Annotated in this window: 17 protein-coding genes; 10 read left to right on the top strand and 7 right to left on the bottom strand. The window is 46.8% G+C overall.

What is annotated here, in order from left to right:
* Positions 1–175 precede the first annotated feature (175 nt).
* From rnk to HQN60_RS09470, 3 genes are all read right to left on the bottom strand, one after another.
* Entirely contained in the window at positions 176–586 is a 411-nt protein-coding gene (gene rnk, locus HQN60_RS09460; RefSeq protein ID WP_173533406.1) for a nucleoside diphosphate kinase regulator, read from the bottom strand.
* Between the two features lie 330 nt (positions 587–916).
* The gene (locus HQN60_RS09465) at positions 917–1,294 is read right to left on the bottom strand and encodes a hypothetical protein (protein ID WP_173533407.1); all 378 of its coding nucleotides are present in this window, start codon (positions 1,292–1,294) and stop codon (positions 917–919) included.
* A 79-nt stretch (positions 1,295–1,373) separates the two neighbouring features.
* Positions 1,374–1,622 (bottom strand): hypothetical protein, encoded by a 249-nt coding sequence (locus HQN60_RS09470; protein WP_173533408.1) that lies wholly within the window; start codon positions 1,620–1,622, stop codon positions 1,374–1,376.
* 728 nt (positions 1,623–2,350) lie between these two features.
* Here HQN60_RS09470 and HQN60_RS09475 point away from each other — a divergent pair.
* On the top strand, positions 2,351–3,274 hold the full coding sequence (locus tag HQN60_RS09475; RefSeq protein ID WP_173533409.1) for an Asd/ArgC dimerization domain-containing protein: 924 nt from the start codon (positions 2,351–2,353) through the stop codon (positions 3,272–3,274).
* Between the two features lie 216 nt (positions 3,275–3,490).
* Here the strand turns inward: HQN60_RS09475 and rlmD are convergent, their stop codons facing one another.
* Positions 3,491–4,816, bottom strand: a complete 1,326-nt coding sequence (rlmD, locus tag HQN60_RS09480) for a 23S rRNA (uracil(1939)-C(5))-methyltransferase RlmD (RefSeq protein WP_173533410.1) — start codon at positions 4,814–4,816, stop codon at positions 3,491–3,493.
* Between the two features lie 104 nt (positions 4,817–4,920).
* Between rlmD and HQN60_RS09485 the strand changes: the two genes are divergently transcribed.
* Positions 4,921–7,503: a hybrid sensor histidine kinase/response regulator gene (locus HQN60_RS09485; RefSeq protein WP_173533411.1), complete on the top strand. Its 2,583-nt coding sequence runs from the start codon at positions 4,921–4,923 to the stop codon at positions 7,501–7,503.
* Positions 7,504–7,560: 57 nt separating this feature from the next.
* Here HQN60_RS09485 and cysB read toward each other — a convergent pair whose 3' ends face one another.
* Entirely contained in the window at positions 7,561–8,499 is a 939-nt protein-coding gene (cysB, locus tag HQN60_RS09490; RefSeq protein ID WP_173533412.1) for an HTH-type transcriptional regulator CysB, read from the bottom strand.
* A 138-nt stretch (positions 8,500–8,637) separates the two neighbouring features.
* Here cysB and HQN60_RS09495 point away from each other — a divergent pair, with 138 nt between their 5' ends.
* From HQN60_RS09495 to HQN60_RS09530, 8 genes are all read left to right on the top strand, one after another.
* Positions 8,638–9,423, top strand: a complete 786-nt coding sequence (locus HQN60_RS09495; RefSeq protein WP_173533413.1) for a sulfite exporter TauE/SafE family protein — start codon at positions 8,638–8,640, stop codon at positions 9,421–9,423.
* A gap of 14 nt (positions 9,424–9,437) precedes the next feature.
* The gene (locus HQN60_RS09500; RefSeq protein ID WP_173533414.1) at positions 9,438–10,142 is read left to right on the top strand and encodes a phosphoadenylyl-sulfate reductase; all 705 of its coding nucleotides are present in this window, start codon (positions 9,438–9,440) and stop codon (positions 10,140–10,142) included.
* Positions 10,143–10,451: 309 nt separating this feature from the next.
* A complete protein-coding gene (locus HQN60_RS09505) occupies positions 10,452–11,330 on the top strand; it encodes a glucosamine kinase nucleotide-binding domain-containing protein (protein ID WP_173533415.1) in 879 nt (292 codons plus the stop codon).
* A 14-nt stretch (positions 11,331–11,344) separates the two neighbouring features.
* Positions 11,345–12,085 (top strand): GntR family transcriptional regulator, encoded by a 741-nt coding sequence (locus HQN60_RS09510; RefSeq protein WP_173533416.1) that lies wholly within the window; start codon positions 11,345–11,347, stop codon positions 12,083–12,085.
* A gap of 698 nt (positions 12,086–12,783) precedes the next feature.
* A complete protein-coding gene (locus HQN60_RS09515; protein ID WP_173533417.1) occupies positions 12,784–14,028 on the top strand; it encodes an ABC transporter substrate-binding protein in 1,245 nt (414 codons plus the stop codon).
* A gap of 365 nt (positions 14,029–14,393) precedes the next feature.
* Positions 14,394–15,272, top strand: coding sequence for a carbohydrate ABC transporter permease (locus HQN60_RS09520; protein ID WP_254456610.1), 879 nt, complete (start codon positions 14,394–14,396; stop codon positions 15,270–15,272).
* Between the two features lie 20 nt (positions 15,273–15,292).
* A complete protein-coding gene (locus HQN60_RS09525; protein WP_173533418.1) occupies positions 15,293–16,225 on the top strand; it encodes a carbohydrate ABC transporter permease in 933 nt (310 codons plus the stop codon).
* 58 nt (positions 16,226–16,283) lie between these two features.
* Complete coding sequence (locus HQN60_RS09530) at positions 16,284–17,387, top strand: ABC transporter ATP-binding protein (protein WP_173533419.1); 1,104 nt, start codon at positions 16,284–16,286, stop codon at positions 17,385–17,387.
* A gap of 75 nt (positions 17,388–17,462) precedes the next feature.
* Here the strand turns inward: HQN60_RS09530 and HQN60_RS09535 are convergent, their stop codons facing one another.
* Both HQN60_RS09535 and HQN60_RS09540 read right to left on the bottom strand, forming a co-directional pair.
* On the bottom strand, positions 17,463–18,500 hold the full coding sequence (locus HQN60_RS09535) for an NADP(H)-dependent aldo-keto reductase (protein WP_173533420.1): 1,038 nt from the start codon (positions 18,498–18,500) through the stop codon (positions 17,463–17,465).
* A 4-nt stretch (positions 18,501–18,504) separates the two neighbouring features.
* Positions 18,505–19,407, bottom strand: coding sequence for a TraB/GumN family protein (locus HQN60_RS09540; RefSeq protein ID WP_173533421.1), 903 nt, complete (start codon positions 19,405–19,407; stop codon positions 18,505–18,507).
* Positions 19,408–19,410: the final 3 nt, after the last annotated feature.

Consider the following 19,410-nt stretch of genomic DNA (forward strand, 5'->3'; position numbering starts at 1 on the left):
AAGACTTGTGGTGTAAACCCCACGTTGCAGCGGATTTGCGGGGATTAAATCAATGCTTCGGCGCTTATTTTTTTGGCAGTATGGGCGGCGTATTGCCGCTCATAAAATCACGACGCGCGGTGAATACGCGCGCGTCGTTGATGGCTTGGCTGCGGCTACACCGCTGGTAGGGGGATTAACGATGAAACTTACCCATCGCCTCTGGCTGTTTGACGACGTCTAAAATTCGTAGTTCAAGTTCTCGCCCGCCCGGCACTTGCCAATGAATCGATTGACCAACCGAGAGCCCCAAAAGCGCACTGCCGACGGGCGCCAAAATTGAAACCGATCCCGCTGCGCCGCCTTCATCGGGGTAAACCAGCGTGAGTTCAGACAAAGCACCGCTGGCGTCTTCAATAAAGCGCACGGTTGAATTCATTGTGACTAAGCCCGGAGGAATTTGCGTTGGCTCAAGCACATTGGCCCGATCCAGTTCATTTTGCAGAGCGGCTAAGCCTGGGCTATTTTTCGCCGCTGCTGAATGCATTAATTTTTCGATTCGCGCTAAATCAAGGCTTGAAATAGTAATTGAGGGTTGCTGATCCATGACGATTTCCTTAAGAAAATAATTCAAAAAAAAAGCCAAGCATCGCTCGGCATTGATTTGGCTATTCTCTCAAAGCCTGACAAAAAGTCATTGTTAATAATCGGCTTGAATTAAAAATTAAAGTTAGATTTTTATTGTTTTTCTTATTTAAAAATAACTGCATTAGTAATTTATTTTTGTTGGCGGGTTTTATGCCAAAAAGCCAACAACCAGCAAGACGATGAATCAAGCAGCAGCCGGCTTGCTAGGGTCTGTTGACGTTTGGTTTGCCTAGAAGTGTTATTGGCACTCTGGTCAAGTCGGCTGCAGATCAATTGGCTGTAGATCGACCTACTGTAGTGTTAGCCGCGCTTGTTCTAATTTTTGCCCAGCAAGCGTGTATTGAATAATGGCGACGCTGCCAGCGAGTGCCGCAAAATCGCCCTGAGTACTGAGTTGATTGCCCCCGCTCGGTGTAAGTGCAACTCGGCGTTGTTGTTGCTGGTTTTGTAAAATCACCACCGCACTGGCGCCGCTGGTTTTGATTGGGCGGCCGTCATGATCTTTGAGATACAGCGTGAGTGAATCAGGGCGGTAACTGAGTTCCAGTTGATGGCCTGCGGCAGATTCTTTGACTGTGCCGCCGTGTTCGGCTTGAATCGGGATATCGCTGTGTGCATAGAGATTGCTGCAAGCTAACAGCAGGGTAAAAAGCAGGGATTTATTCATGGTCATGATTCTTGTTGGTGGTGGCGAAGAAGGCATGCTTGAGATGAAGCAACATGCCCAAGTCTCGCGGTGGTGAAGTTTAACGATTGTTTTCGCAAAAATTATGGAAGTTTTCCGCGGTGAGCTCGAGATCATTGTCGATTAATACTTTGCTGGGGCGTACACATTGTTTTTGTTTTACGCACCATGAATAGCCTTCTTCACCCACGCAGCCATGATTGTCTTTGGCCAGTTGGGTGCGCTCGGTTGTCGCGCTGGCGCTGGCTAAACCGGCAACAAGCAGGAATCCCAAACCGAGGAGTCCGTATTTTTTAGTAGTAAATTTCATGGGTATACCTCGCTATGCGTTTATTTATAGTGTTTAAAGCTAGATACCTAATTATTTAGGGCAGTGTTCAGATTACGTGTTGATGGTTTTAAGTGCCTGCGGCACGGCTGTTTACAGTCGCAGTCAGTGGCGGCACCCTCTTTCTTTGACTCGCCAAAGAAAGAGGGGGAAAGAAAGGCGACCCGAGCGCGCCCAGCTCCGCTGTGCCCTCGATCGTCGTGAGCCAAACGATATAGCTGTTTGTCTCTGACTCACTCGGTGCGCTTAGACGGGTTTTTAAGCCCCAGCTCGACGTGCGCGGCACAACATCAACATCAACACCAAACCTGAACATTGCCTGACTGAGTTGTTAATTGCTACTGGAATTGTCGGTGTGGAATTACCTTTTGGGTTTAGCTTATTTTGTCAGCGATTGCCAGCCTAGGGGAGGTCAATACGGGTAATAGCTTAGCGAATAAGCCGAGCCAGCGATAAAATTTGTGATTGGGCTTTGCGCTTTGCGCGGTGCATCGTACCTTGTCGCAAGCTGACTTAGAATGACGATGTGGCGCTGACTACGCTTTGCTTCACCGCGAAAATTGCGTAAGCCGCAGCGGAAAACCAAACGTCAACAAACCCTCGGTGATCTTTACTCGTTTTATCGGGCCAGACCGAGTAAAATGCGGCCTTCACCGCCCATACGATGATGTGTATGTGGCGGTTGTTTTTTTGATACTTGGAGTGGGTCTATGTCTGAAGCTATTGCAGTTGCTCTTGTTGGGGCTGATACCCCTGCATCTCAAGCATTTTTAGATGTATTGGGTGAAATGCCATTGGCTTTGACCGCACTGTATCCTTTGTCGGATGATGAAGACGCTGTCTCGGTTGAGTTGCGCCATCAAAGCTTGCCGATGATTGATGTTGCTAGTTTTGATTGGAAAAAAGCCGACGCGGTGGTGTTTATTGGCGCGCCGGAATTAGCTAAACGTTATGCCCAAGCGGCGTGTGATGCCGGTGCGGCGGTGATTGATTTAACAGGTGCCACCGCCAGCAAATCGGGTAAGCCACAGCGCGGCCAAATTGTGGGTTTGCCGCATGTGTTGACGTCAATGATGTCAGCGCCATTGGCGGCATTGCAAGCCGTGGGGGCGATTGATTTTGCTGGCGCAACAGCGATGTTGTCGGTGTCCGAAGACGGCCAAGCAGCGATTGAAGCGCTGTCGATGCAAACGCGGCAATTGTTTGCGCAGCAAGAAGTGGAGCTAGCCGGTTACCCTAAGCGTTTGGCGTTTAATTTATTACCAACGGCCGATTGTGGTGAAGAAGCGCGAATTAGTGCCGAACTGATTGCCGTAGGTACGCCAGTAAACTGCATTACCGTGAGCCGTGTACCGGTGTTTTTTGGTCATGCAGTCAGCATCAATGTGTTGATGCATGACGTGGTAACGCTGGCGCAAGTTGAGGCGGCAATCCAAGCCTCACCGGCGCTGTATTACCTGAAAGCCGACGGCGCCGCCGGCATTGCGACGCCACAAGACGCGATTGGTGGCGACAAAGTGTGGCTCAATCAATTGCAAGTGGCGGCTGATGGTCGTTCAGTACAAATGTGGTTGGTGGCCGATAATGCGCGCTTGCCAGCGCGTGCGGCAGTGTTGCTATTGGCTTTGCTGTAACGCGGTTTTGCGGCTTGGCCGTGAAGCGATAAGTGCAGGCAAAAGTTTCCGTGCATCGTTGCTTCGCCTTGTCGTACGTGTGTACTGTCTGCGGCCTTGCGCCTTGCGTGAAAAATTTTGCTCAGTTACTTAGCCGCTGACTTGCCGAAAAAATGCCGTTCATCTTACGATTGAACGGCATTTTTTTATGGCTTCAATACTGCGCTTGCGGTGGGCTTATTCTTTTTCGAACCAAGCAATACTTTCCACATGCGCGGTATGTGGGAACATATTAATCACGCCAGCGTTTTTGAGTGTGTAGCCTTTTACATTGACCAAAATATCCGCGTCGCGCGCCAAGGTAGCTGGGCTGCATGAGACATAAACAATGCGTTTAGGGCCGTGCTCAATACTGATTGATTGGCATAAAGCCATGGCGCCATCGCGTGGTGGATCGATCAGCATTTTGTCAAAACGACCGAGCTTATCGAGCCATTCTTCGGTCATTTCAAATAAGTTGGCGATTTCATAGCTAGTGAGGTGATCGAGCTGATTGTGAATCGCTCCTTCTAGCGCGCGTTCAACCAATTGCTTGCTGCCTTCCATACCCAGTACTTTGGCACCGCTACGCGCAATTGGTAGCGTGAAATTGCCCAAACCACAGAACATATCGGCAATGATTTCACCCGGTTGCGGATCGAGTAAACTCATTGCGCGCGCCACCATAACGCGATTAATTGCATAATTGACTTGGGTAAATTCAGTCGGTTTGAACGGCATTTCGATGCCAAATTCAGGCAGTGAATACGTCAGTGCTGGCGCATCGAGCGGGTAGAGTGGGTAGGCTGAATCGGGGCCTTTGGGTTGCAACCAGATTTGCACTTGCCAGCGGTCGGCATAGGCTTTAAATAAGGCCAAGTCCGCGTCGTTAATGTCGGTCATCACGCGAAACACCAGCACGGTGACGTTCTCGCCGACGGCCAGCTCGATTTGCGGCATGTCGTTGACAATCGATAGCGCGCTGATTAATTCACGCAGCGGCAATAATTGATCGGACATGGATTTGGGTAACACATGGCATTCACGCATATCGGCGATAAAGCCAGAGCGGCGCTCATGAAAGCCAACTAAGACTTGTTCTTTTTTTGCCACATAGCGCGCTGAGAGTCGACCGCGCGAGCGATAACCCCAAGCTTGACCATAAATGGCGGGCAGCATCGATTCGGCGCTGACCTTGCCAATACGGCGTAAATTGTCTTCGAGAATGCGCTGTTTGGCAGCCACCTGTGCGCCAAATTCCATATGTTGCATCGAACACCCACCGCAAACACCAAAGTGTGGACATTTGGGCTTAACGCGCATAAAGCTGTCATTATGAATGGTAATTGCTTGCGCGTTTTCAAAGCTTGGCTTTTTGCGATAGCTACTAAACGTAATCGTTTCAAAAGGTAAGCCACCATCAATAAAAATGGTTTTACCTTCGTAGCGCGCTACGCCGTGGCCTTCATGGTCAAGCGATTCAACTGTGGCAATGGGGTTGGTTTTGGGTGCAGATGGATTCATGACGAACTAATTCAATTAGACAGTTGCATAGTATAACGCAGTCAATGCTGCGCTTGGTGCTGAGTCATACTCGGCGTGATTTTTGCTCAATATTTAGGTTGGCAATGCAATTGACGCAACTCGAATCCGTATTAAATTTACCCGCTTTATTAGAAGCTGAATCTTGGGATCAATTTGCCGCGACGCTGGTTGGCGCGGTGCGAGATTCTTTTTCAGCCAAACGTGCGTATTTGATTTTGCCCAGTGACGGCGCTGAGACCGTGGCGATCTATGCCGAGGCGGTGATCGGCCAGCGGCCTTTGGCATTTTCTGAGCCACAGCAAGCGAAGGGCTTTTTTGGCGTGCCAGTCGATGAGTTGACTTGGCAAATGCGCGAACCGGCGGTGTCGATTCGTCCGGTTAGCTATCAAATGCAAGAAATTTGGGACGTGGCTGATGAAGAAGCCGTTGCATTATCGCGCTTGATCTTGCCATTAATGAGTGGCAATAAGCTGCAAGCATTGCTTTATGTTGAGCTAAGTGATGTGGGCTTATTACAAACGTATTTAGATACCGCCTCATTTCGCATTGAATGCGAGGCTTTGGCCGAGATGCTGCAAGGGCGGGTGGCGGCATTATTGTATGGTCACAATTTAGAGCGTGACGAAATGACGCAGCGTTTGCAGCAAAGCTTGCAACGCGCCGAAGAATATCGTGAGTTATTGCAAAAACTGCATCAAGTCACGCTGCGCCTCACTCAAACCACACATTTAGATGATTTGTATCGGGAGGTGGTCATCGCCGCCATTGGTGATTTGGGGATTGATCGTGCGGCTTTATTTACCGCTGATTTGCAAACCAATGAAATGTGCGGCACCTATGGCACTGATAATAATGGTGAGCTGTGTAATGAAGCGTGGTATCGCAGTCCAACGCCGCAGCATCAGTTTTTTCGGGATGCATTAGCGCAGCCGGGCGAAGTGATGGTGAAAGAAGACGCGGCGATTTATTACAATAAAGTCGTCGTTGGCCGAGGTTGGAATTCTTTAGTGGCACTGTATGCCGACAACACTTTACTTGGTTGGATCGCGGCGGATAATTTTTTGCATCGTCGCAGCTTGATGCCGTACCAGCGCGAAGTGATGAAGTTGTTTGCGGCGATTGTGTCGCTATTGATTCGCGCCAAACAAGTACAAGAAGAGCTGCGTCAAGCCAATGAGCGGCTGTTATTACAAAGTGATTCTTTGGCTGTGGCGCGCGATGCGGCTGAAGCGGCCAACCGCGCCAAGTCGAATTTTTTGGCGACGATGAGTCATGAAATTCGCACGCCGCTCAATGGGATTTTGGGCTTTGTGCAATTACTCGGTAATACCCCACTGAATGCCGAGCAGGCCGAATATGTGACCAATGTGCATAAATCGGGCGATTCATTGGTGTTGCTGGTGAATGATTTACTCGATTTTTCTAAAATTGAAGCCGGTAAACTCGAGCTGATCAAAGCACCATTTGAATTGGCGCTGGTCATCGAAGAAGCGGCTGCCGTTTTGGCATCGCGCGCCGTTGAGGCGCGACTCGATGTGCTGCTCGATATTGATCCTCAGCTGCCCGCTTGGTATTTTGGCGATGCTTTACGCTTAAAGCAGGTGTTGATTAATTTAATCTCCAATGCGATTAAATTCACCGAGCATGGTTTTGTGCGCATTGCGGCGTATTGCGATCAACAGCAAATCTGCATCGCAGTGCAAGACAGCGGCATTGGCATCGACACCGCCAGCGCCAATCAATTATTTCAACGTTTTTACCAAGCCGAATCGGGCTCAACCCGGCGCTTTAGTGGTACGGGCTTGGGATTGGCGATTTCTAAATCGTTGCTGGCCTTGATGGATGGCGATATTCAGTTGCGCTCGGTGTTGGGGCAGGGCTCTGAATTTATCGTTAGCTTGCCGCAGCAGCACTTGGCCAAACCGCGTGAGTTCGCCAACTATCATTTACAAGGCAAAACGGTGCTCTGGTTGGGCAAGGCCGACGGTGTGGCGCGTACGGTATTGCCATGCTTGGCGCGAGCTGGGGTTCGTTTACTTACCACGCCGCCAGAATCGATGGCGCGCGTTGATTTATTGATGGTTGAAGAGGCGCAACTGCTGCAGTTGTGGCCTGAGTTGCCGAGTTTATTACTGGGTTGGCAAATGCCCGATGTCGCGCTACGTCCGCAACAGGCTTTTTTGTGCAAAGTGGCATTGGCCGAGCACACGGTATTGCGAGCGGTGGCGGAATTATTGCATTGTGTAGAGGTATCTACTGCCAGCCCAATAAATACACTTGCTACGGTGCAATACCGAGGCAAAGTGCTAGTGGCAGAAGACAATAAAATTAATCAGCGCGTCGTGCAGGCTTTTTTAGCCAAATTGGGCTGCAGTGTGGTGCTGGCCGAAAATGGCCGTGAAGCGCTATTGGCTGCCGATGCTGAAAACTTTGATTTGGTGTTAATGGATTGGCAAATGCCGGAAATGGATGGCTTGGCAGCAACACGGATTTTACGCAGCCAAGCGCATACTCGTGCTTTGCCGATTATTGCGCTCACTGCCAATGCCTTTGAGCACAGTGAAAACGAATGTTTGGCGGCCGGCATGGATGGCTTTTTAGCCAAGCCGCTGAACTTAGTTAAATTACAACATATTGTGGCGCAATATTTGCCTGCATCGGAGTGATGCGCTGGCAAAAAAACTCGTGGATTGTGCGATCAATCCACGAGAGGCTTGCTTCGTTTAATCCTCTTCGGCTTCACACAATAATGCCGCTTGCACCACTTGGCGGTTCAGGTGCGGGGCAAACAGCTCAATGAAATCGTAGCCATAGCCACGTAAATAAGCGTCTTTGCGCACGCCAATATGGGTGGTCGAGGGCTCAAATAAATGGCTCACATCGATCGACGTGAGTTGGGTATCTCGCTCTGGCTCATACGCCATGCTGGCCAAAATGCCGATACCCAAGCCTAAAGCCACATATGTTTTAATCACATCCGAATCAATCGCAGTCAGCACAATATTTGGAATCAGGTGTTTTAATTCAAATGCGCGGTTAATTTTAGAGCGCCCGGCAAAGGCAAAGTCATACGTAATTAAAGGCCAAGCGGCAATATCCTCTAGCGTGACTGGCCGCTGCAGTGTCGTTAAAGGATGGCCATTGGGCACGACGACAATGCGATTCCACGAATAGCAATCGAGCGTGGCCAGCTCTGGGTAATGATCAATCCCTTCGGTGGCAATCGCAATATCGGCACTGCCATCGACCACCATTTCTGAAATTTGGGTAGGATTGCCTTGCTTGAGCGAGAGGCGCACTTTGGGGTAACGCTGCATAAAGGTTTGAATGGTTTTAGGTAGTGCGTAGCGCGCTTGGGTGTGCGTGGTGGCAATAATTAAGCTACCGCCTTCAACGTTAACAAACTCTTCGCCAATGCGCTTTAGATTGCGCGACTGCATCAGAATACGCTCAGCAATCCGCAAAATTTCACGCCCCGGTGCCGTGATGTCGACCACGCGTTTGCCGTTGCGAATAAAAATCTGCACGCCAAGCTCGTCTTCCAGTAAACGGATTTGCTTGGAAATCCCCGGTTGCGAGGTATGCAGTTTTTCCGCCGCTTCTGAAACATTGAGCCCTTGCTTTGCGACTTCGACCAAATAACGGAGTTGTTGTAATTTCATAGCGTGGACTCGTGAAAGAATTGACTGAGAATTTTTGGTTCTAAAATCCTAACATATTTGTCTAAGGTGTTATAAGTATAATTGCTATGATGCAAGGCTAAATCAATACCGCCAAGCCTGTTGGCCTTAGGATGCAAGATGGATGTTGGAGTTTTAGGCTTTGTCATTGCGGGTTTAGTCGTCGGTTTTATTGTGGGGATGACTGGCGTTGGCGGTGGTTCTTTAATGACGCCGATATTGTTATGGTTTGGTATTCCTCCCGCTGCGGCGGTAGGCACTGATTTGCTTTATGCCTCGATCACCAAGGCTGGTGGTGTTTATGTGCATCAAAAAAATAACAATATTGATTGGTCGATTACCGGTTATTTGTCTTTAGGTAGCGTACCCGCCGCGGCTTTGACTTTGCTGGTGCTGCATTATCTTCATACCGACACCAAAACATTAAATGCCGTCATTAAGCATGGCTTGGGCTTTGCTTTATTGTTTACTGCCGTGGCGATTGTGTTTAAGCAGCAAATTATCGCCTTGGCGCAGCGCCATGCCGGTGATCGATTCAAAATGAGCGGTGCTCGTTTAAATTTATTGACGGTGCTGACAGGGGTGATGCTAGGGGCGATTGTGACCCTAACCTCGATTGGCGCTGGTGCATTAGGCACGGTGGCTTTATTTTTGCTGTATCCCTTGATGACCACTAAACGCTTAGTCGGCACTGAAATCGCCCATGCGGTACCGCTGACTTTAGTCGCAGGCTTAGGGCATGCCAGTATGGGCAATATGGATTGGGGTTTATTGGCGTATTTATTAATGGGCTCTTTGCCGGGTATTTATTTTGGCAGTCATTTATCTGGCGTTATTTCTGATCGTGTTTTGCGGCCTTGCTTGGCCACCATGCTGGTATTCATTGGCTACAAACTGATTTTTTAATTTTGGGGTTTATTATGGATTTTTCGCAAAAATTAGCCGAGACCATCGCGCTATTAGAACGAATCGCGGCTGAATATAGTCCAGCTACATTTGCCAATTCTTTTGGCGCTGAAGATATGGTGATTACGCATTTATTAGCCAAGCAGCAAATTGCTGTGAGTATCTTTAGTCTTGATACCGGCCGTTTACCCAGCGAAACGTATACCTTGATGCAAAAAGTGGCTGAGCAATATCCATCGCATCCCATTACGGTGTATTTCCCACAAACAGCGGCGGTTGAGCAGTATGTGAATAGCAATGGCATCAATGCATTTTATAACTCGGTTGAGCTAAGAAAATCGTGCTGCCATATTCGCAAAATTGAGCCTTTACAACGCGCTTTGCAAGGCAAAAAAGCCTGGATTACCGGTTTACGCCGCGAGCAATCGCCAACACGCACGGATTTAGCGCAGCAAGAGTTTGATGCGGGTAATGGATTGGAGAAGTTTAATCCTTTACTTGAATGGACCGAAAAAGAAGTCTGGGCTTTTATTCGCGACAATCAAATCCCTTATAACGCGCTACACGATCAGCACGTGCCTTCAATTGGCTGTGCGCCTTGTACTCGGCCGATTGCAATGGGTGAAGATGTTCGAGCCGGACGCTGGTGGTGGGAAAACCCAGAAAATAAAGAATGTGGTTTACATGTTAAAGACAATGCCGTGAGCCTGCTCAAATAAGGGGTTGCAGATCAACCTATAAAGTCGGGCTTAATTTTTTTACAGGCCTATTTATTTGTTTGAAAACAAACGCCCGACTTATCGGGCGTTTTTCTTGTCTGGTGTAATTGACAAGTTAGGCCGCTCTCACTAAATTGGTATGCTTAATTCGGCGTGTTCGTAAATTAAATGTAATGCTAAAGACGCAATTTAATTGATGTGCTGAACGAGTTTAATTGAAAAAAATATCAAGTGGTCTGCAAGTTCTAAGCTAATTCGCTCTTTTGGGGAGGGCGGCTTAGTTAATTCAACTCATATAGGATAAGAAAAATGAGCTCTATTCAGTATTTAATCGGCGTGGATGGCGGTGGTACGGGAACACGGATTTGTATCGCAGGTTTGGATGGCGTGGAAAAAGTTCGGGCACAAGCTGGTCCTTCTGCGTTAGGGCAGGGCATCGAGAAAGCTTGGCACAATATTACCCAAGCGATTGTAGAAGGCTTTAAAGCCATCGGCGTGAATGAGCCAGACTTTGCGCAGTGTGCGGTTGGTTTTGGTTTGTCAGGGGTTACAGTTAAAGCATGGGCCGACGCGTTTGCCAGTCAAAACCCAGGCTTTGCCAAAGTGGTGATTGAAACTGATGGCTACTCTACATTATTGGGGGCACATAATGGCCAGCATGGCGGCATTATTGCGATTGGAACTGGCTCGATTGGTGAGGCTTGGCTCAGTGATGGCACCCGTTTAGAAGTGGGCGGTTGGGGCTTTCCAACTTCAGACGAAGGCTCTGGCGCTTACTTGGGTTTAAAAGCGATTAACCATGTGCAGCGCCTCATGGATGGTCGTCGTCCGATGACGGCATTTGGCGAAAAATTGTTGTCGATTACTGGCAACACCCGTGAGCAAGTATTCGCCTGGATGGGCACAATGAAGCAAAGCGAATGCGCTTCTTTGTCACCGATTGTGCTGGAGTTTGCCGATAGTGATGAATTTGCCAAAGCATTTGTCTTGGATGCAGGTCGCGAAATTGAAAATATCGCCAGTGCATTGCGTGCTACGGCACCTCAATTACCGATTGCGATTTGTGGCGGTGGTTTATCTGAAGCATTACGCCCGTATATGCCGAGTGAGTTTTTAGCCAGCACATCGCGCGCGCAAAAAGACTCATGTGCCGGTGCTTTAATCTTAATTGCGCGTGAATTTAAGTAATTCAGGAGTAGGGGATGCAAAATCAGAACAAGCTTTTGGTGCTCAAGCCCGATAGTGATAGTGCAACACCATTATATTTGCAGTTTGGGCATAAGCTTGCCGCCGCGATTCATGCTGGATTTTGGAAAGCGGATGATCCCCTGCCTTCAGAGCGTACCTTTTGTGATGTGCTGGGTATTTCACGCGTCACAGCCCGTAAAGCACTCGATTTATTACTCGAGCAAGGCTTAATTATTCGTCGCCAAGGTTCTGGCACCTATATCACGCCTAAATTAGAGCAACCACTCACTCGGTTGACTAATTTGTCGGAAATGCTCAAGCAGCGTGGCTTTCGTCCATCATCCAAATGGCTCAAGCGTGAGCTGGCTTTAGCTGGATCAGAAGAATTGCTCAGGCTTAATCTCACGCCCAATAGTCGTGTGGTGCATTTGGAGCGTTTACGCTTTGCCAATGATGTGGTGATGGCGGTGGAATACACCGCTTTACCTTATCACTTCGTACCTGAGCCAGAGAAAATAGGCGAGTCTTTATATGAATACATGCGAGACGCGAATTTAACCGTGGTGCGCGCTATTCAAAATATTGGCGCAGTGAATGCCACTGAAGCATTGGCGCAACTCACCGGCGTACCTACCGGCACCGCGATGTTGCATCTCACGCGAGTTGGCTATTTAGAAGACGGCACAGCGATTGAGCTCACGCATTCATGGTTTCGTAGTGATTATTATGATTTTGTCGTGGAGTTATATCGTTAAAAAACGAGCGACTTCAGTTTTCTAATGGCGTACGGCGAAGGTCGATACGCCATTTTTATTGCAGGGTGTTGCGCTAATGGTACAAAAATTACATTGGTTAATTTACACACCCTGTCCTAAATTGGGCCGAACTTTGGGTGGAGAAATGTAATTTCTCTCGCAATTTGTCAGTAAGAATGTATTTTTTTACTCAAAAATACCCAAAACATAAGGGATTTCCTACATTTTTAGTCTTTGCTTACACGATATTTCCTTGTTTTGTAGTGCTTTTTCGAAAAACGAATATCGGCTAAATGTAGTCTTTAAAAAGCATTAGGGCTTTTGCCTACAGATTTTTCTTATTGTGTTGATCTCATCAATCTTGCGGTTTGATCCGTATCGATCCGTCAAGCGCAAGGGGGCGCTGACGCACTGTTGGTGAGAATGTTCACTCATCTTGCGAATTACGGTAATCTAGATTCCGTAGTGTGATCGCAGTGGCTTACGAAACTAATTCGAGTCACCGAGTGATCAAGATGGCTTGATGAAATTAAAAGTACTAAAAGCGTTCATTTTGGAACGTAATGCGTGAAAAGAAATTCATTGATGCACTTGACTTGAGATTGCCCTGAAATTTTTTGGTTTACTTGTTGTTGATTTGCGCCCTTTTCCTGCGACCTTGTGTTGCTCGTATTCAATGTTAAATGTTAGGAGTTGTTATGAACTTTAAACGTTCCGTTCTTGTTGGTGCTGCACTTTTCGCTGCTTCTGTTGTTACAGCTCAAGCTGCTACTAAAGTTGAGTTCTGGTCTCACTCTTTGGCTCCAACTTACGATGCATATCACAAAGAAGTTGTTGCCAAATTCAACAGCTTGAATAATGGCATCGTATTGACTCAAAAAGATTTGGGTTGGGGCGCAATGAAGCCAGCTATCGTTGCTGCTGTTGCTGAAGGTAACGTGCCAGCTTTGGCATTGGTGCCAACCGACTGGATGAATGAAATGTCGGGCAAATTGTTGACGCCAGTTGATGGCATCATCAACAAAGCGCAATACACTAACGCTGCTTTGTCTAACGCGACTGTTGACGGCAAAATCTACGGCTTCCCATCTTATCAAGTTACTGCCGTAATGGTATTTAACAAAGACATGTTGGCTAAAGCTGGTGTTAAGCCAGAATTCAAGTCTTTGGACGACGTATTTGCTGCAGCTAAGAAAATCAAAGCTACAACTGGCAAACCAGGTTGGGCTTCTAAACTTCAAGACGGCTTCACTGGCTGGTTCATGTTTGAAGGTTTGCCTTTGATGGCTAACGGCAAAGCGGCATTCAATAGCCCTAAACACGTCGCTTTGGTACAAAAATTTGCTGATGCATACAAAGAAGGCACCATCGTTAAAGATGTGAACCTTGACTTTGACAAGCAAATTGCTGGTTTCGCTAATGGCAACTTCGCAATGTTCGCTGAAGGCGGCCACGCAGTTAAGAAAATTAAAGATGCTAACCCAGCAGCTTACAAAGCAGCTGACGTAACTAGCTTCCCATTGGGCGATAACGGCAAATTGGCATTTGGTGGTTGGACTACTATGTACGTAGTGCCAAAAGGCCAAAAAGACATGAAGTCTGTTGGTGTTGTGGGTAACTTCATCACTGGCGAATGGGCTCAAGAGCAATTTGCTAAAGCATCTTACACTTTTGCATCAACTAAGTTGGCGAATGCTGCAGCTTCTAAAGATCCAGCTTTGAATGACATGACTGACCCAGGCAAGAAAGCATTCAAGATGGGTGGCATGGTAATCGATAAAACACGTCATTTCATGGTAAAAGACTTGCCAGCAGGTGCTGACGAAGCTGCTTTGACCAAAGTAATGAACGACAAGATCGATGCTGCGATCCAAGGTCGTATCCCAGCTAAGCAAGCTTTGGATGAGGCTGTTGCTGCTTGGAATGCTCAATTCGCTAAATAATATTTAGTTAATTAAAAAAAAGCGGTAATGCATTATGCATTACCGCTTTTTTTGTGCGCTGCAGAAATTAAATTGAAGTGGTTAATTAGTCTTTACTAATGAAGTAAATAATCGTGCACCAAAATGCTGCATCATTATAAAAAAATGCACTGTTGTTGCAATGTCTATTTTTTTATATTTTGTACTATAGATTTTCTAGTTACATTTGACTTGTTTAAAAAACACAATGCAAATGTGCAAAATTTGCATTGCTTAAGTTATAATCTCTTCTCTGAATATCACATGGGTTTGGTTAATATCAAGTCACAATTACAGTGGTTTGGGTTATTATCTACCTTGTCTGTAACGCACTGAAGAGTCGAAACGTGAAAAACTCCAATTTGTTAGCCTATTTCTTCTTGGCACCTGCCTTGATCTTGATGGGTGTATTTGTTTTTTGGCCTGTGGGTTTTAACACCTATTTGGCTTTTCATGACTATGAGATTGCAGGGGGAGCAACAACTTGGAATAACTTTGCCAATTTCAAGCATATCTGGGACGATGAATTATTTCGTCAGGCAGTAAAAAATTCTTTGTTTTTCTTATTAGTTGTACCGCCAATTCAATTGTTTTCTTTGCTGATTGCTAAATTAGTAAACAATAAATTACCAGGTATGACATTCTTTCGTGCGGTTTACTACATTCCTGTAATTACTGCGATTTCGATTGCTGGTGTGGTTTGGTCTTTTGTACTGAATTACGCAGGTATGTTGAATGCGATTACATCATCAGTTGCACATTTTCTCCATATCATACCTTCGACAGAAATGATTCAAACCGATTGGTTGGGTAATCCAGCAATCGCAATGTATTCAATTATGTTATTCACTTTCTGGAAAGGTTTGGGCTACTACATGGTGCTTTACCTTGCTGGTTTGCAAGGCATTCCAAGTGAAGTAGAAGAAGCCGCTATTTTGGATGGTGCAAATGCGTGGGATCGATTCTGGAAGATTACAGTGCCAATGATGAAACCAACGATCTTGCTGTGTACGATGCTGTCTACGATTGGTGCACTTAAAGTGTTCCAAGAAGTGGTGGTTTTGACGTCGGGTAAGGCTGAAACATATACCGCCCTGTTTTATGTTTATGATCAGGCGTTTAAAAACTTCAACTTCGGCGTATCGGCTGCTGCTGGCTTGGTTGTTACATTCTTTTGTGTATTGCTGGCCGCTCTTCAATTCCGCTTCTTTGGCGAAAAACAATAAGAACATAGAGGAGAGTTGTTATGTTTAAAAATAAAGCCGTTCGCAAAGCATTAGGCCTAACTGCACATTACAGTGGCTTAATATTATTTGCCTTTTTTACTGTGTTTCCTTTGTTGTGGGCATTGGCATTTGCGCTTTCACAAGATGGTACAACAGCCTATCGATTCCCTACTGGCTTTATGCCAACCACGGATGATGGTAGTGGAAACTATTCATTTGGCATGACGCTGATTTGGTTCCAGCGCGTCTTTACTGAAATCCCATTTGGAACATACTTCTTTAATTCGGTCGTTATTTCTGGCTTTTCAGTGATCTTTACTGCAATTATTTCATTATTGGCCGCATATCCATTAGCTCGAATGAAGTTTTTCGGTCGCAATGTGATTTTTATGGCAATTATTGGCACCTTGATGTTGCCTGGTGAAGCTGCTTTTGTGACGAACTTCATCACCGTTTCTAAGTTCGGTAATTGGATGAATGAAGTGCAAGCGTTGCTTGGCAGCCCTGATGAAACCTGGAAACGCTTAGTTGGTGTTAATAGCTACTTTGCCGTTATTGCTCCTGGTGTTGCTGGTGCATTTGGTATCTTCTTGATGAAACAAGCATTTGAAGCGGTTCCGCAAGATTTGATCGATGCCGCACGTGTTGACGGTGCAACGGAGATGCAAATTTTGTGGCGCGTAATGTTGCCTGTAACTGTACCGTCGCTTGCCGCGCTGAGTATTTTCACTTTGGTGAATTCATGGAATGACTTCATTTGGCCGTCGATTATTATGCGCTCGAAAGAAATGCAGCCATTGGCAGTTGGTGTATTTAATGATTTGACCGGTCCATTAGCGGGTTCGCAAAATACCCTGATGGCAGCCATTGTATTGACTGTTATCCCTGTATTGATTTTCTTTGCCTTCACGCAGCGCTACTTTATCTCTGGTATGGATGGCGCAGTTAAATAAGATGCTCTTGTATTGGCGCTTTACAAAATACCCAATTCAGAATTAAGGAATATTAAAAATGGCTAGCATTACTCTTAAAAATATTAAAAAGAACTACACCAAAGACGTTTGTGTGATCAAGGGTGTTGATTTAGAGATTAAAGACGGCGAATTCGTAGTATTTGTTGGTCCATCAGGCTGCGGTAAGTCAACCATGATGCGTATGATTGCAGGCTTGGAAGAGATCACTGCAGGCGAGTTGTATATCGGTGACACATTGGCGAATGACTTGCACGCATCAAAACGCGGTATCGCGATGGTGTTCCAGTCTTACGCTTTGTATCCGCACATGAGCGTGTATGACAATATGGCTTTTGCTTTGAAGCTAGCTGGCACGCCGAAACCAGAAATCGATCAACGCGTTAAAAAAGCCGCAGACATTTTGCAAATGACACATTTGCTGGAACGTAAGCCAAAAGCTTTGTCAGGTGGTCAGCGTCAGCGTGTGGCAATTGGTCGGGCGATTGTGCGTAATCCAAAAGTATTCTTGTTGGATGAGCCATTGTCGAACTTGGATGCTTCATTGCGTTTGAATATGCGGGTTGAATTGTCAAAACTGCACCAAGAACTCAAAACCACCATGCTGTATGTAACGCATGACCAAGTGGAAGCGATGACTTTGGCTGACCGCATTGTGGTGTTTAATGCCGGTATCATTCAGCAAGTGGGTAGCCCGCTTGAAATGTATGAAAACCCATCGAACTTGTTTGTGGCTAGCTTCTTGGGTTCACCAAAAATGAACTTGTTTGAAGCGCAACTGGTTGGCGTTGAGCAAGATGCCGCTGTAGTTCGCTTGCCAAAAGGCATTACTGCTCGCGCAGCGGTACATCCAGGTAGCGCCAAAGTGGGCGATAAAGTGACTTTGGGGATTCGTCCAGAGCACATTGAATTGGCCGACGAAAGCGTTGCCGGTTCAATCCCAGCTAAAGTGGATTTGGTTGAACATTTGGGCGATACCGTTTTGGCTTATATTGAAATTCCAGGCGTGAATGAAATCATTTGCATCAAATTGCCAGCACATATGACCGGCCTGAAGTTTGGCGATATGGTGCGCATTGTGTTCCCAGAGAAACACAGCATGTTGTTTGATGCTGAAGGTTTGGCATTTAAACGCAATCGCTAAGCTTACCTGTATAAAAAAACCCGCAATGTAGATTGCGGGTTTTTTTTATGCTGCTTGATACCGGTCTGCAAATAATTACTGCGCAGGGCTCGGTGACAAACGATGAATCGCTTCAATTTCGGCCAATAAGCTGTCACTTAATGTGAGTTGCGTGCTGGCAATATTTTCCGCGAGCTGCGCCATCGTGGTAGCACCAATAATGGTACTGGCCACATACCAACGGCTTTGCAGCCAAGCCAAGGCCATTTGCGCGGGACTGATTTGATGACGCTCGGCCAAAGCGGTAAAGGCCGCAATCGCGGCGGGCACTTGTGGTTTTAAATAGCGCTGACCAAAATTGGCAAAGCGCGTCATTCGACCATCAGCCTTCGCGTCGTGCAGATATTTACCACTGAGTAAACCAAAAGCCAGTGGGCTGTACGCCAACAAACTCACTTGTTCACGATGGCAAACTTCTGCCAAACCATAGTCATACGTTCGGTTGATCAGATTGTAAACATTCTGAATCGTCGCAATCCGCGGTAATTGATATTGTTCGGCCAGACGGGTAAAGGCCATGACGCCCCACGGCGTTTCATTAGAAACGCCGACATAACGAACCTTGCCCTGATCGACTAATTCTTTGAGCGCGGCTAATTGCGCGTGTAACTCAGGTGCATCGGTATATTCTTGGCTAGGCTCGTAATAGGTTTGCCCAAACATTGGCACATGCCGTGCCGGCCAATGCAATTGATACAGGTCGATATAGTCGGTATTGAGCCGCAGCAGGCTGGCGTCGCAGGCTGCAAGGATATGCCCCCGTGTGAGTTGTGGGCCACCGCGTATCCACTCCATGCCGCGATTGGGACCGGCCACTTTGGTGGCGACAATCAATTGATCGCGGCGCTGCTGTTTTAGCCAGCTGCCAACATAAGACTCGGTTAAGCCTTGGGTTTTGGCATTGGCTGGCACCGGATACATCTCGGCGGTATCAATAAAATTAATCCCGTGCGCAACCGCGAAATCCAGCTGAGCATGCGCTTGGCTTTCGGTATTTTGCTCACCAAACGTCATCGTACCTAAGCATAGGCTCGACACGGTTAAATCCGTGCCGGGTAAAGTTTTCATCTGCATAGGATTATTTCGCTGCCGAAAAAGCGCTAACGCTATAACCTGCGGCGCGTAATTTGGCGATTAAACCGTCTTTGCCAGGTAATTGGCCGGCGTTAATACCGACAAAAGAATCGCCTTTCTCAAACGGAATTTTTAAGCGCTCAACAATGATTTTATTGCGTTGATTTAATGTCTCGTTGCGCCATTGACGATACCAAGCACGGTCAGCTTCGGGGAGCGCTAATGCTTCGATTTGCAATAGTTTTTGGATTTGATTTAAATCTTGCTTTAAATAAGCCGCAACAATTTGTTTGTAATTTTGCTCCAGCTTGGCTTCATTTTTAATCAGCGTTTTTAACAAAGGAATTTGTTTTGCTGCTGGAATCGCTTGAAATGGCGCTAATTGCTGTTCAACGCTTTCAACCCCAAAATATTTACGGCCATTTTCCATTGAATATTTGAGTAAACGATCATCCATTGGAATTAAATCTTTGGCCGGACGCGGCGAAAGCAACATCATAATCGCGGCCCAAGGTTTTAATTTGGCAGTGACCGACGCAGGATAGCCACGGCTTTCAATCAACGGTAATAACTTGGCATAATCCGCCGCGCCTAAGGTTTGCGCTAAGCTCGGTTTTTCATCCAGCATGGTGCGCGCCATATCGACGACTGAATTAATATCATTATGAAATTCAGTGCCAATGTATTTTGCACCGCCGAGTGCCGCTAAGGTTGCAGGCGTAAATTCGGCAGTTTGACCATCGGTAGTTTGAATTGTGGCTAATAACCAAGAAGAGGGCGTATTGGCTTTGTCAATTTTCCATAAAATGGCTTGTTTTTCGCCTTGGTCGGCCAATGCCGGTGGTGCCACAGTAAAACTAAGTGCGGTCATTGCGGCAAATAATGATGAGCTGAATCGAGCAAGCATTAG

It is taken from the genome of Deefgea piscis (assembly GCF_013284055.1).
GTDB lineage: Bacteria > Pseudomonadota > Gammaproteobacteria > Burkholderiales > Chitinibacteraceae > Deefgea > Deefgea piscis.